This window comes from Iodobacter violaceini (assembly GCF_011601265.1).
GTDB classification, from domain to species: domain Bacteria; phylum Pseudomonadota; class Gammaproteobacteria; order Burkholderiales; family Chitinibacteraceae; genus Iodobacter; species Iodobacter violaceini.
Genome location: NZ_JAAOLX010000007.1, coordinates 41,071 through 54,395, shown reverse-complemented (window position 1 = coordinate 54,395; position 13,325 = coordinate 41,071). Strand labels below are relative to the sequence as shown.

The window sequence follows — 13,325 nt, the reverse complement described above, 5'->3', positions numbered from 1 at the left end:
GGCAAAGGGCCATGCTCCATTAAACTTTTAAAATACGCTCGCCGCGCCCAATGCCAGAGGCACCGGTGCGTACGGTTTCCAGAATGGCGGCCGGATCCAGTGCCTTGATAAAGGCATCCAGCTTTTCGCCTGTTCCGGTTAGCTCTACGGTATAGGCTTTTTCCGTGACGTCGATAATGCGGCCACGGAAAATATCCGCCATCCGCTTCATCTCGTCTCTTTCCTTGCCGGTCGCCCGTACTTTAATCAACATCAGTTCACGCTCGATATGATCGGCCTCGTTCAGGTCGATCACTTTCACCACTTCTACCAGCTTGTTGAGCTGTTTGGTGATTTGTTCGATGACGTCTTCAGAGCCATGGGTGACGATGGTCATCCGGCTCATCGTTGTGTCTTCAGTGGTTTGCACTGTTAACGAGTCGATGTTGTAGCCACGTGCTGAAAACAAGCCGGTTACACGGGATAGTGCACCTGCTTCGTTTTCGATCAGTACTGAAAGAATGTGTCGCATTTTTATCTCCTCTCAGCACAGATTGCCGTAATCACGGTTGTTTTCAAATGGCACCAATTGCATATCACGCATATGTGGTGGTAAATCCATCTGGCTCAGGCCTTTCCCGTTTTGAATCATTGGGAAGACGTTTACTTCTCTGTCGGTAATAAAGTCCATAAACACCAGGCGATCTTTCAGCTTGTCGCTAAAGGCTTCGCGCAGCGCTGGTTCTACGTCGGACGGTTTTTCGATCTTCATACCAACATGGCCATAGGCTTCGGCCAGTTTTACAAAATCTGGCAGCGCATCCATATACGATTCGGAATAGCGGTTGCCGTAAAAGAACTGCTGCCACTGGCGAACCATGCCCAGATAGCGGTTGTTCAGATTAATAATTTTGGTCGGAATATGGTACTGCTTGCAGGTTGAAAGCTCCTGGATATTCATCTGGATAGAGCCTTCGCCGGTAATGCAAGCGACGATCGCATCCGGGTTTGCCAGCTGAGCGCCCATAGCCGCAGGCAGGCCAAAGCCCATTGTGCCAAGACCACCCGAGTTAATCCACTGACGCGGACGTTTAAATGGGTAGTACTGGGCGGCAAACATCTGGTGCTGGCCAACATCCGAAGTAATGATGGCTTCACCACCGGTGACTTCCCACAGTTTTTGCACCACAAATTGCGGTTTGATCACCAGATCAGATGGCTCGTACCACAGGCTTTGCGGTTTGCGCCACTCTTCGATCTGTTTCCACCAGTCTGCCAAAGCTTCGGCCTGTGGCTTGATGCCGGTTTCTTTCAGAATGTTGATCAGGTCGATCAATACATGTTTTACATCGCCCACAATCGGTACATCTACCCGAACTCGCTTGGCGATAGACGATGGATCGATGTCGATATGCACAATCTTTTTAGCTTGCGAAAGGAAATGCTCGGGCGATGAAATAACGCGGTCGTCAAAGCGTGCGCCGATCGCAATAATCACGTCACTATACTGCATCGCCATATTGGCTTCGTAAGTGCCGTGCATGCCCAGCATGCCAAGGAAATGAGGATCGGTGCCGTCCAGTGCGCCAAGGCCCATCAGGGTATTGGTACAAGGCAGGTTGAGCATCTTCACCAGCTCAGTCACTTCTGCGCTGGCATTACTTAAGATTGCGCCGCCGCCCACATAAATAAATGGGCGCTTGGCTTCACCTAATAGCTGAGCCGCTTTCTTAATTTGCCCGGGATGGCCTTTAGTTGGCGGGGTGTAGCTGCGAATCGAAACCGATGCCGGATAAATAAACTCGGTGGTTTGAGCCGCAATATCTTTAGGCACATCAATCACAACCGGGCCTGGTCTGCCCGTAGTAGCAAGGTGAAACGCTTTTTTGATGGTCGGAGCAAGCTCACGAATATCTTTCACCAGGAAGTTGTGTTTCACGATAGGGCGCGAACAGCCCACCATGTCGACTTCCTGGAAAGCATCCAAACCAATTGCATCGGTAGCAACCTGGCCTGAGAACACCACCATAGGAATCGAATCCATATAGGCAGTGGCAATGCCGGTAATGGCATTGGTGGCGCCAGGGCCGGATGTTACAAGCGCAACGCCCACTTTTTTGCTGGAGCGGGAGTAAGCATCGGCAGCATGCACGGCAGCTTGTTCGTGGCGAACCAGCACATGCTTAAAATAATCTTGTTTAAAGATTGCATCGTAAATAGATAGAACTGCGCCGCCAGGGTAGCCGAAAATAAATTCAACTCCTTCTTCCTGCAAGCAGCGCGTGATGATCTCTGCGCCCGAAATTTCCATGGGTATTCCCTAGGTCAGAACGATAGATAAACGGATGGGCCACAGGCCATCCGTTTGCAAATGATTTACCGGGTCTTCCGCCGCATTAAACAGGTTTGTGACCTGTATTTGACGACCAGTGTGTGTCCGCTGGCGGAGACCTTTCGGCGCAGGCTGACTATGTAGAGTGCCGCCTGCATTATTGGCTGGATATTGCACTAGAAAGTTACCGCACTGCGGTATAAATGGCAAGTTCTTCTAGTGATTTGCATATTGACTTTGTTAGTATCTCAGCCTTGATTTTCTCTTCTATCTGAAAAGAAAGTTACAACACGATTGCTTTGCTTGCCCTTTTTTGGGGTAAAGGTACTTCGCGTTTCTTGATAAGATTGCGAGCGGGCTGCTTAAGTGCTGTAAACGGGTTTTTTTAGTTTATTTATAGTATGAAAAGCGAGCTAAACGTTTCATGTAAGTTAAATATTTTGCACATTTGATGATCGTTTGCCTGGTTTCAATCAAGTGCATGGTGCATCGTCAGTAAAAAAACGATGCGCCTTATAAAAATGATGCAGTAAAAGGATGATTTGTGAAGATTACAACGGGGCCGGCAGGCTGGTGGCGGCGTATGTTTGCCTTTTTATACGAGCTTTTGCTGCTTATTGCGGTGGTTTTGCTGGCAGGAGGAATATCCCAGGGGGTATTTCAATTATTAACGGGCTTGCCTGTGACGGCTCTGCCTGAGCATCTTTTGGCAAGTGCGCTGCATTTTACTTGGGTGATGTCGGTGGCTTTTGCTTATTGCGCGTGGTGCTGGCGCGGCGGACAGACTTTAGCGATGCGCACATGGAGAATCTGCCTTGTAAAGAGCGATGGCAGCCCGCTTGGCTGGCGTGAGGTGGGTATCCGTTTTGCTGTGGTGGTGATTTGTACTCTGCCTTGCGCGCCATTCTGGATTTTTGCCCGCCATCATGCGGATTTACGTATTGTGGCCTGGTTGTTAACGGCTTTGTTCTTTCTGCCTTATTTATGGGCTCTGCTGGATAAAGAACGCCGGTTTTTGCATGACAGGCTGGCGGGAACTCAGCTGTTGATCGCACCACCCAGGGTTTAAGTCATGGATTGCGTGGGCAATCATCATGCCTGAGCAAAGCGGGCTTGTGCCTCACGCCGCCTGAGTAAGCCCAATCCCAGCAATAAAGCGCCCAAAGCAATCAGCAGCGGATAATCGCCTCCCCAGGCATAGGGGGGCATGCCGCTGCGGTTCTGCGCGGTGCCTTCCAGAATGCCGGCTGTTCTTTCTGGCAGCACGCCTTTAAACCGTCCCTTCTCGTCGATAATCGCCGTCACCCCCGTATTGGTCGCCCGCAGCATATAGCGGCCGGTTTCTAAGGCGCGGGTCTGGCTCATTTGTGCGTGCTGAGCTGCCGCCCAAGAGCCATCAAACCATGCAAGGTTGGATAAATTAACCAGCATGGTAGCTTCGGGCAGGGCGTTGATAATTTCCCGCCCAAACACATCTTCGTAGCAGATATTTGCAGCAATCTGGCCGGATGCCAGCGAGAACGGAGCTTGCTTTACTGCGCCACGGCTAAAGCCCGAGAGTGGCATATCCATAAACTGATAGATCCAGTTGAATAACCAGGGCAGCGGAATAAACTCGCCAAAAGGTACCAGATGCTGCTTTTTATACAGCGGTAATGCCGGGTCCGACATCACCGTGACGGCGTTGTAATACTCCGCCTCATGCTTGCCTAAAATCGGAATGCCCAGAATTAAATCCGCTTTGCGTGGTGCTACGGCATCGCGCAGTAATTGCGGATACCAATCCGGCACATCGCTGATAAATGAAGGAATGGCCGTTTCGGGCAAGACCACCAGCTGGCCGCGGGCTTTTTGGGTCAGCTCCAGATAGCTTTTCAGGCTATCCAAATAAAAAGCATTATCCCATTTGATATCTTGCGAAATATTGCCTTGTACCAGGCTCACCCTTACTGGTGCACCGACTTTTTTTGTCCATTCCAGCTGATTTAATCCCCAGCCTGCAATCCAGATGCTGGCCACAATGCCCCAGCCCTTCAGCCACTTGGGCTTGCTGACAATCAGCGCAATACTCAGGCACAGCAGCCAGCCGATCAGATATACGCCGCCGATTGGCGCGTAGCCTGCAAGTGGCGTCATCGGGCTTTGCGAATAGCCGATGCTGGCCCATGGGAAGCCTGTAAACAGCCAGCCGCGCAGCCATTCAGTCAGAATAAATACGGTAGGCAGCAGCAGTACACGCAGTTGTTCAGGGCTGGGCAGCCTGAGCGTCAGCCAGCCAGCCAATGCCGGAAACAGCGCCATATAAGCGGCCAGCACCAGAATCCCCCCTGCAGCCATGGGTGCAGGCATGCCGCCAAAGGTATTCAGGCTGATGAAAATCCAGTGGATATTGGCGAGGAAAAATCCCAGCCCAAAACTAAAACCACGCCATGCAGCGGCTTTAGGGGAAGGGGATTTTTGTATGGCAAAAGTCAGCGCGGCTAATGACAGCCACATGAGGGGGAATAAATACAGCGGGGCAAAAGAAAAGACGCTGATCGCGCCAAACAGGGCCAGCAGGAGGTGGGGCAGGAGAGGTTTAAGTTTTTGCATCTGCAACACGGCCTGTGACCGTTCCTGTTTGGGATGGGGATTGTATAAAGTAAGGCGTGACTGCGTAGGGCGGGTGCACATGCTAAGCAACGTCAAAAAGATCTCTTTAGTACCTTCGGCAGGTTGGTTTTGGTGCGGATGTCCCGCGGGACCTTTCTTTCTTGCGTCGCTAAGAAACGAAGCCAAAGAAGGCGACCCCTAAAACACGAATGCCCCTCGCTGCGGACAGTGGCGTTGTGTCAACTCGCTTCGCTCAAACACGAATTGACGACGGCCCCACCCCGCTTGTTCGGAGCGAAGCGTGTTTTCAGGGGAGGGTAAAAGCCCTGTGCCGAAAGCATTAGGCTTTTCCTTGGTTCGTTATTAAAAACCTAAGCACTTCTCTTTGGTATTACTCTTCAGCAGGCGTATCTGCTAATTTTTCTATCAGCACCGAATAAATCCGGCGGCTGTCTGCGCGCAGGATCTGGAAGCGGTAGCCGTCGAAAGCCACAATTTCGCCGCGTTTTGGCAAGTGCCCAAAGTGCTGGGTGATTAAGCCCGCTACCGTGTCAAATTCCTGATCAGAGAACTCAGAGCCAATTTCTTTGTTCAGATCGCTGATTTCGGTGAGGCCTTTAACACGCCAGTTGCCGCGCCTGTCCGGGATGATATTGTCTTCAGCTTCGTCGTAATCGAATTCGTCTTCGATATCGCCAACAATTTGCTCCATTACATCTTCAATCGTGACTAAGCCTGCCACGCCGCCGTATTCATCGACCACAATCGCCATATGGTTGCGGTTATTGCGAAAGTCTTTGAGCAGCACATTCAGGCGTTTGGCTTCGGGGATATACACCGCAGGGCGCAGCATATCGCGTACGTCAAATTCCTCATCGCTGGCGTAATAGCGCAGCAGGTCTTTGGCCAGCAAAATGCCAAGCACTTTGTCTTTGCTGCCATCCACAACAGGAAAGCGAGAGTGGGCGGTTTCGATGACATAGGGGATAAATTTGGCAGGCGCATCATTGATGTCGATGATGTCCATCTGGCTGCGCGGCACCATTACATCGCGCACCTGCATATCGCCGACGTTCAGTACGCCCTCAATCATGCCTAATGCATCGGCATCAAGCAGCTGGCGCTCAAAAGCGGAGTGGAGAATTTCTACGAGCTGGCCCCGATCTTCAGGCTCTCGTAATAAAAAATGGGTCAAGCGTTCAAGCCATGATGACTTGGGGGCATTCAATTTCGGTGATCCCGAGGGGTAATCATCCATTATGGCGTAAAGATCCAATGATAAAGATGCCCGAATGATACCGGAAGATCGTGCTTTTTGGGTTACAGCCGTGTTGGTTATAGTGGGATTGTTGTAGTGAGGCTCCTGAATTGTTCTGTTAGATGGCTATGCAGCAAGGCAAGGTGCTTACCGGGTAAGCCACCTTCCCTTTGTAAGCTTACTTCTCTTCCCTATAGGGATCGCTGATGCCTAAGCCTGCCAGCAGCCTTGTTTCAAGAGCTTCCATTTCAAGCGCTTCATCTTCTTCAAGATGATCATAGCCTTGCAAGTGCAGTACGCCATGAATGGTGAGATGGGCGTAGTGGTCAGGCAGGCTGATATTTTGTTCCCGTGCTTCTTTCTCTACTACCTGCGCACAGAACACAATATCGCCCAGCAGCGGCAGGCCAGGTACATCGGGCATATCTTCATCAAAAGTAAAAGTCAGCACATTGGTGGCGTAATCTTTGCCGCGGTAATCGCGGTTCAGCTGCTGGCCTTCTTCTGTGTCGACAATTCTGAAGGTAATTTCTGCGAAGGCCACATCAGGCAGCAGTGCGGCTTCTGCCCATGCCTGAAACTGTGCCGTGTCTGGCAACCCGGTGGCGGTGCTTTCTACCTGGTGGCAGATTTCTAAACGTTGCTTCATAAGTGATCTTTGTAAATGTTGTTGCTTAAAAATTTGGCGATACTGGTCTGATGTGGTTTGCGGTATAACTGCGTAAATTGGCTGATCCTGGTGCTTATGACTTCAGATCAGCCTGTGTAAATTAACGCTCGGCACAACTGATGTACAACGCTTCTGGCCCCTTGCCTGCAAAACCTTCCGTCGATAACTCGCCATTTTTGCGTAAGCGTGCCACGCCGGCGTTTTTCTGTTGTTTGGATTTCTTAACCGCTGCCGTTAATGCCGCCTTGTCTGCGTCTACCAGCATGGCCAGAAAAGGCACTTCACTTTCAAACAGGATCGCGGATTGTACCGGTAAGCCCTGGAAGGTGTAGCCCGCTGCAACTTTTAGCTCGGTGCCAAAAACCTGATTCAGCGGCACATTGGCCATCTTCGCCAGCCAGTTTGGAATCCCTGCATTGTTAAATTCCAGATTTTGGCAATTGAACGTTTTCGCCAGTTTGGGATTCACTGCAGGGTTGCTGTTGGCCGCAGGCCTGGATGCAGCGCTGGCGCTGCCATACTGGTAGAGGCCATTAAACATCACATCGCCCCAATTGCCAGAACAACCATCAACTTGCATTAATAAGCCATCTTTGGCCGGGGTCAGGAGCATCTGACAGTTGCCTTCATTGAATAGCCAGCCTTCACCCACAGCTTTGAGTTTACCTTCGCCTGATCCGGAACGGTTATTTGTTCCGGCTGACTTGCCAGAAACTTCCAGAGAAAACTGGCCATTTTCTGTAATCACCAGGGTGCGTTCAAACAGTTTGTTATTGGCATTGTATTGCCCTGCTTTGGGCAGGGACTGGTTGTTGGCCCATGCAGGCAAACTCAGTGCCAGGCTGGCAAAAAGGCTGAGAGATAGCTGGCGGACGTTGTGGTGTTTGTGGGGCGTTTGCATTAGAAATATTCTCCAAAGTCAGGCTTTTGTTTAAATATTCTTGAGCGCGCAGTTTGACTCTACTCAAGCAGATACCGGGAAAACGGTGTTTCGGTACGGATCAAAGCTTGCATGGCCAGGGGGGGGCGTTGATTTGTGTGTTGCATTGATCAGATTGTCTGCAGGCCGCAAGCTGACAAGCTATTTCAGACTTGTGTATTTAACAGCAAATTATCCCGTTATATTGCTTTGTGATGCTTGTATCGGGCAAGTTGTTGTAATTTCTGCTTAATTTCCGATATTTTTCACATATAACGCGCCATTGGGGAGGGGCTGCGGTTGATGACTTTCACTCGTTTGTAAGCATTACAGCATCCCAGGGTTGATGTTTTGACCTGAGATAAAGTGCAGGGCACGGGCTTGATGTGCAGCGTGGTGGTCTAAAAGCGGGCCCATATTACAGATGCCTGGGGCCTGTGAGAGCTAAGGAATGAAATGAAGCATCCCGCGCATTCATTCCTCAGCATTTCTCCCCGGCTTGCAATCTCAGGCTTTGAGAAAGCCCGGTGCTATTCTTTACGCCTTGCCACTTCACGTTCCTGAGTTTTCTTTGCGTAGGCGTTGACGATTTTTTGCACTAAGGGATGGCGAACCACGTCTTCACTGGTGAAATGGTGCAGGGCGATGCCCTTGATATCGGCGAGTACATCCTGTGCATCGATCAGACCGGATTTCTGGTGCTTGGGCAGGTCGATCTGCGTTGGGTCGCCCGTGATTACCGCTTTTGAGCCAAAGCCAATACGGGTCAGAAACATCATCATTTGTTCGGGAGAGCTGTTTTGAGCTTCATCCAGAATAATAAAGCTGTTGTTAAGCGTTCTGCCGCGCATAAAAGCCAGCGGGGCGATTTCGATAATGCCTTTTTCAAACAGCTTGGTGACTTTATCAAAGCCCATTAAATCATAGAGTGCATCGTAAAGCGGGCGCAGATAAGGGTCGATTTTCTGTACTAAATCGCCGGGTAAAAAACCGAGCTTTTCACCTGCTTCTACGGCCGGGCGAACCAGCACCAGGCGTTTAACCAGATCCCGCTCCAGGGCATCGACAGCGCAAGCGACAGCCAGATAGGTTTTCCCTGTGCCGGCGGGGCCAATGCCAAAAGTAATATCGTGATCCTGAATGGCTTTGATGTAGATCGTCTGGCGGGGTGTTCTGCCGCGTAAATCATGGCGCTTGGTGCGCAGCGGTGTGGTGTTTTCTTCGATATAAGCCGGGGCGGTGTTTTGCGTGTGCTCGATAATGGAGAGCTGTAAATCATCCCGCTCCAGCGGCTCTTCAGCCATGGCGTAAAAATGCTCCAGCAGCGTAATTCCTTGCTGCAAGTTTTTGGCGCTGCCGCTGACACGAAACTGCTCATTGCGCCTGACGATCGTGATATCGAGCGCGGTTTCGATTTGTTTCAGATTTTCGTCAAGAGCGCCGCACAGGTTGGCAAGGCGACGGTTATCAACAGGCGTGAAATGAATGATTTGGCTATTCAAAAGCGATTCACCGAGGGCAGATCAGGATAGAAGCGGGCACGACCGTGCCCGCGGCTGGCATAGCGGAATTAGTGTTTTAGCTTTGGAACACCACGGCGATCAATCCAGAAGTCGCGGATTTCCGGAATAATATCGACGAGAGATGCGGCCACTTCGTGTTCGAATTCGGCCATATCTTGCCCATCGCTTTCCAGATTGGCGCGGCCTTCGTCGTCGGCGCAAACCAGAATCGGATAGACAAGCTGGGCGTATTCTTCGTCGTCCATCATTTCCTGCCAGGCATCCGGGTTCATCGATGTACCCAGCGTAAAGCCGTAGCACCATTGCTGCGAGATATCCTGGCCGCTTTCTTCATCCACATACACAATCGGGCTGAAGGCGTTTTCAGCATCGGCCAGTTCGTCCATCAGCTGGTTATAGAGGCGCAGAATAAGGCCTTCAATTTTTTCTTTCTCTGCATTTGAAGCAAATTTTGGGCGCTCGCCATTTTCACCCCAAACCTGAGCAAACCACTCATCTGCAGGGATTTCTTCCGGGCCAATTAGTTGCGCGGTTAAAAAGCCATGCAGCATGGATAAATCCATTGCTTGCTCCGGGGCGGCATCAGATTCTAAAAAATCGGCCAATAGGTCGAGGTCGTCGTCGCTTAGTACGGCAAAAAGTTCAGCATCTTTTGGCGATAGCATGGTGTTTTCCTTGGGTAATGCGTATCAGGGTAAGGCAAGGCCTATATCCTAATACTTTTGGCGGGCGCGTTGATGACAATCGTCGCAGTAATTAATATCTTATAAGGCTTAGTTGGGCTGACAAGCTGATTCAGCCCAATCATAGTGATTAAGCAAAAATAAACAAGCGAAGGACAGGAAGAAACGCTTGTTTCTTCCTGTGGCCTGGCAGCTTAAAGCCTGATTACTTCACCACAATTTCGCCTTTCAGGCTGTGCGGGAAGGTTTCGGTAATCAGCACTTCTACAAACTGATTGATCAGGCGCGGGTTGCCGGCAAAGTTAACAATGCGGTTGTTATCTGTGCGGCCTGCCAGCTCTTGCAGCTCAGGGTTTTTACGCGCCATACCTTCTACCAGCACGCGTTGCACCGTGCCGATCATGTTTTTGTTGACGTCCAGCGCCAGCTCGTCGATGCGTGTTTGCAGGCGTCTGAGGCGGGTGAGTTTCAGCTCTTCAGGCACATCGTCCGGTAAATCGGCCGCAGGCGTGCCGGGGCGGCGGCTGTAAACAAAGCTGAATGAGGCATCAAAGCCCACATCGTTAATCAGCTTCATGGTGCGTTCAAAATCGTCTTCGGTTTCGCCAGGAAAGCCCACAATAAAGTCGGAGCTGAGGCAAATATCCGGGCGGGCTTCTTTAAGCTTACGTACCAGCGATTTGAATTCCAGCGTGGTGTAGCCGCGCTTCATATTCACCAGCACGCGATCCGATCCAGCCTGCACTGGTAAATGCAAATGGGAAACCAGTTTAGGCAAGGTGCGGTAGCAATCCACAATCCGCTGCGTCATTTCACGCGGATGGCTGGTGGTGTAGCGCATGCGCTCAATGCCAGGAATTTCGTGCACGTATTCAAGCAGGGTAGCAAAGTCGGCCACCTCGCCATCTTCCCCTTCTTCAACAGCCCCGCGATAGGCGTTAACGTTTTGCCCCAGCAGGGTGATTTCTTTTACGCCTTGCGCGGCAAGGCCTGCCACTTCGGCCAGTACTTCTTCAAACGGACGGCTGAATTCGGTGCCGCGGGTGTAAGGCACGACGCAGAACGAGCAATATTTACTGCAACCTTCCATGATGGATACAAAGGCTGTTGCGCCTTCAACGCGCGCTGGCGGCATATTGTCGAATTTTTCAATCTCAGGGAAAGAAATATCCACCTGAGAGATACCGCTGCTGCGGCGTTCTGCAATTAAATCAGGCAGGCGGTGCAGTGTTTGCGGGCCAAACACCATATCCACATAGGGCGCACGCTTCACAATCGCCGCGCCTTCCTGCGAGGCCACACAGCCGCCTACGCCAATCAGCAGATTTGGATTTTTAAGCTTGAGCTCCCTTACGCGGCCCAGATCTGAGAACACCTTTTCCTGCGCTTTTTCGCGCACGCTGCAGGTGTTAAACAAAATCACATCGGCTTCTTCAACATTGTCGGTCTGTGTTAAGCCTTCGGACGCGTGCAATACGTCGGCCATTTTGTCCGAATCGTATTCGTTCATCTGGCAACCGAAGGTCTTAATAAATACTTTCTTGCTCATTGATACATGCTCTGATTGTTAGTTTTACTTCAAATTCATTCTTTGTATTGCATTTGCTTATCGGACTGCTCAAAGGCAGGAATCGCCCTGTCGCGGGTACCTGAGATTCATTATTCAAAGATGGTCGTTTTCGGGCGGGCTTTTATGGTGGCGACTTCATCATTGGTAAGCAGCCAGATTCGCCAGATATTGCCGGAAGTTGCTTCAAACTGATACCAGACCGGGGCTTGTTGCGGGGTTTGATTCTGCATGATCAGGGCATTATTGGTGCCGTAAATTCTTAGCCCGGGCGCGGTTCGGTAGAGCTTGCCATCAATTTTAACTTCGGGCAGCGCTGCAGCTTGCAGGTCCCCTAACTGGCCTTGATTGGGCAGAATGCGAGCGGCGTAACTTTGGCTGCTGATGGCAAGCGCTAGCCAAAACAAGAACTTAGGCATGGGGATTCCCGCTGGTAAAACCCGCAATGCTAACAAGCTAGCGGGCGTATTGAAAGCTTAGACTGATTTACGTGAGTGTGAAAACTGGATTTATTGCGCGGATCAGGGGTTTTCTGCTGGTAAATAAGAGGCTTTCTGCAGCAAAACCATGGCTGGAATGCTGGATTTACGAAGGGCATGGCGCTTCAGCGGGCAGACCCGGTTGGGTGCCTGCCCGCTGGTTGTTATATCTTAGGCAAGCATTGCGCCAGCTTTATGGTGGCGGCGATGTTTCTGGCACAGAGCCTAACATTTTCTGCGGCATGAGCGAGTGCTTCTTCAATCGATACGGCGCGGTTGAGTACGCTGAATACGGCCTCAATGCCATGCTGGTGCACCACGCCTACATCAGGGCTGAGGCAGCCTGCGATGCCAATCACGGGGATATCAAATACCTTGGCCATTTGTGCCACGCCCATAGGCGTTTTGCCGTGTATGGTCTGGCTGTCCATGCGGCCCTCGCCGGTGATGACTAAATCTGCGTCTTGCAACAGAGCGGCAAATTGCACCGATTCCAGTACGATTTCTACGCCGGGACGCAGGCTGGCATTTAAAAATGCCAGGGCCGCCGCGCCCATTCCACCCGCAGCACCCGCCCCTTTGGCATGTGCCACTTCAATGCCTGAATGCTGGCTGATTTGCCGGGCGTAATGGGCAAGGCCTGCATCGAGCAGGGCGACCATTTCAGGTGTTGCGCCTTTTTGCGGGCCAAAGATAGCGGCGGCGCCTTGCCCGCCTATAAGTGGATTGTCTACATCGCAAGCCACTTCAAATTTGCAGTCCTGAACCCGCTTATCAATGCTGCTGAGGTCGATTTTTGCCAGTTGGGCCAGATCTGCGCCGCCAAAAGCCAGCGGCTTGCCTGCTGCATTTAAAAACTGCCCGCCTAAAGCCTGCACCATGCCTGTGCCGCCATCGACCGTCGCGCTGCCGCCTATGCCCAGAATAATATGTCTTGCGCCGTGATTCAGCGCGGCCAGAATCAGCTCGCCGGTGCCGTAGCTGGTGGTGAGCATGGGGTTGCGTAATGCAGGCGGCACGAGGCTTAGGCCGCTGGCCGCCGCCATTTCGATGATCGCGGTATGGCCATCGCCAGATAAGCCAAAGAATGCAGGAACACATTCACCCAGCGGGCCGGTGACGGTTTGCAGAATAATTCGCCCGCCCGTGGCGGCGACCATGGCTTCCACCGTGCCTTCGCCACCATCGGCTACCGGCACTTTTATATATTGCGCATCGGGCAGTACTTCTTTGAAACCGGCTTCAATCTGCGTGGCCACTTCAAGCGCGGAGAGGCTTTCTTTGTAGGAGTCGGGGGCTATTACAATTTTCATCATCAACTCC

12 protein-coding genes are annotated in these 13,325 nt (G+C 51.4%); 1 reads left to right on the top strand and 11 read right to left on the bottom strand.

Features of this window, described 5'->3' with window-relative positions; genetic code table 11:
• Nucleotides 1-19: 19 nt before the first annotated feature.
• Both ilvN and ilvB read right to left on the bottom strand, forming a co-directional pair.
• Complete coding sequence (gene ilvN, locus HA050_RS14020; RefSeq protein WP_046351917.1) at nt 20-511, bottom strand: acetolactate synthase small subunit; 492 nt, start codon at nt 509-511, stop codon at nt 20-22.
• A 12-nt stretch (nt 512-523) separates the two neighbouring features.
• Nucleotides 524-2,290 (bottom strand): biosynthetic-type acetolactate synthase large subunit, encoded by a 1,767-nt coding sequence (gene ilvB / locus HA050_RS14015; RefSeq protein WP_166827315.1) that lies wholly within the window; start codon nt 2,288-2,290, stop codon nt 524-526.
• A gap of 565 nt (nt 2,291-2,855) precedes the next feature.
• Between ilvB and HA050_RS14010 the strand changes: the two genes are divergently transcribed.
• Nucleotides 2,856-3,380 carry an RDD family protein gene (locus tag HA050_RS14010; RefSeq protein WP_099398863.1) on the top strand — a complete coding sequence of 175 codons (525 nt, stop codon included), beginning with the start codon at nt 2,856-2,858 and terminating at the stop codon, nt 3,378-3,380.
• Between the two features lie 23 nt (nt 3,381-3,403).
• On the opposite strand, the gene lnt is transcribed toward HA050_RS14010, so the two are convergent.
• The 9 genes from lnt to HA050_RS13965 all read right to left on the bottom strand — a co-directional run bounded on the left by lnt (nt 3,404) and on the right by HA050_RS13965 (nt 13,315).
• Nucleotides 3,404-4,903 carry an apolipoprotein N-acyltransferase gene (gene lnt / locus HA050_RS14005; protein WP_166827312.1) on the bottom strand — a complete coding sequence of 500 codons (1,500 nt, stop codon included), beginning with the start codon at nt 4,901-4,903 and terminating at the stop codon, nt 3,404-3,406.
• 391 nt (nt 4,904-5,294) lie between these two features.
• Complete coding sequence (locus tag HA050_RS14000; RefSeq protein ID WP_166827309.1) at nt 5,295-6,161, bottom strand: CorC family transporter; 867 nt, start codon at nt 6,159-6,161, stop codon at nt 5,295-5,297.
• A gap of 178 nt (nt 6,162-6,339) precedes the next feature.
• The gene (gene ybeY, locus HA050_RS13995) at nt 6,340-6,810 is read right to left on the bottom strand and encodes an rRNA maturation RNase YbeY (RefSeq protein WP_166827306.1); all 471 of its coding nucleotides are present in this window, start codon (nt 6,808-6,810) and stop codon (nt 6,340-6,342) included.
• Nucleotides 6,811-6,931: 121 nt separating this feature from the next.
• Nucleotides 6,932-7,732, bottom strand: a complete 801-nt coding sequence (locus tag HA050_RS13990; protein WP_166827303.1) for a hypothetical protein — start codon at nt 7,730-7,732, stop codon at nt 6,932-6,934.
• 548 nt (nt 7,733-8,280) lie between these two features.
• Nucleotides 8,281-9,252, bottom strand: coding sequence for a PhoH family protein (locus tag HA050_RS13985; protein WP_166827300.1), 972 nt, complete (start codon nt 9,250-9,252; stop codon nt 8,281-8,283).
• Nucleotides 9,253-9,320: 68 nt separating this feature from the next.
• On the bottom strand, nt 9,321-9,938 hold the full coding sequence (locus HA050_RS13980; RefSeq protein WP_166827297.1) for a UPF0149 family protein: 618 nt from the start codon (nt 9,936-9,938) through the stop codon (nt 9,321-9,323).
• Between the two features lie 223 nt (nt 9,939-10,161).
• A complete protein-coding gene (gene miaB, locus HA050_RS13975) occupies nt 10,162-11,505 on the bottom strand; it encodes a tRNA (N6-isopentenyl adenosine(37)-C2)-methylthiotransferase MiaB (RefSeq protein ID WP_166827294.1) in 1,344 nt (447 codons plus the stop codon).
• 110 nt (nt 11,506-11,615) lie between these two features.
• Complete coding sequence (locus tag HA050_RS13970; RefSeq protein ID WP_166827291.1) at nt 11,616-11,942, bottom strand: hypothetical protein; 327 nt, start codon at nt 11,940-11,942, stop codon at nt 11,616-11,618.
• 224 nt (nt 11,943-12,166) lie between these two features.
• Nucleotides 12,167-13,315, bottom strand: coding sequence for a glycerate kinase (locus HA050_RS13965; protein WP_166827288.1), 1,149 nt, complete (start codon nt 13,313-13,315; stop codon nt 12,167-12,169).
• Nucleotides 13,316-13,325: the final 10 nt, after the last annotated feature.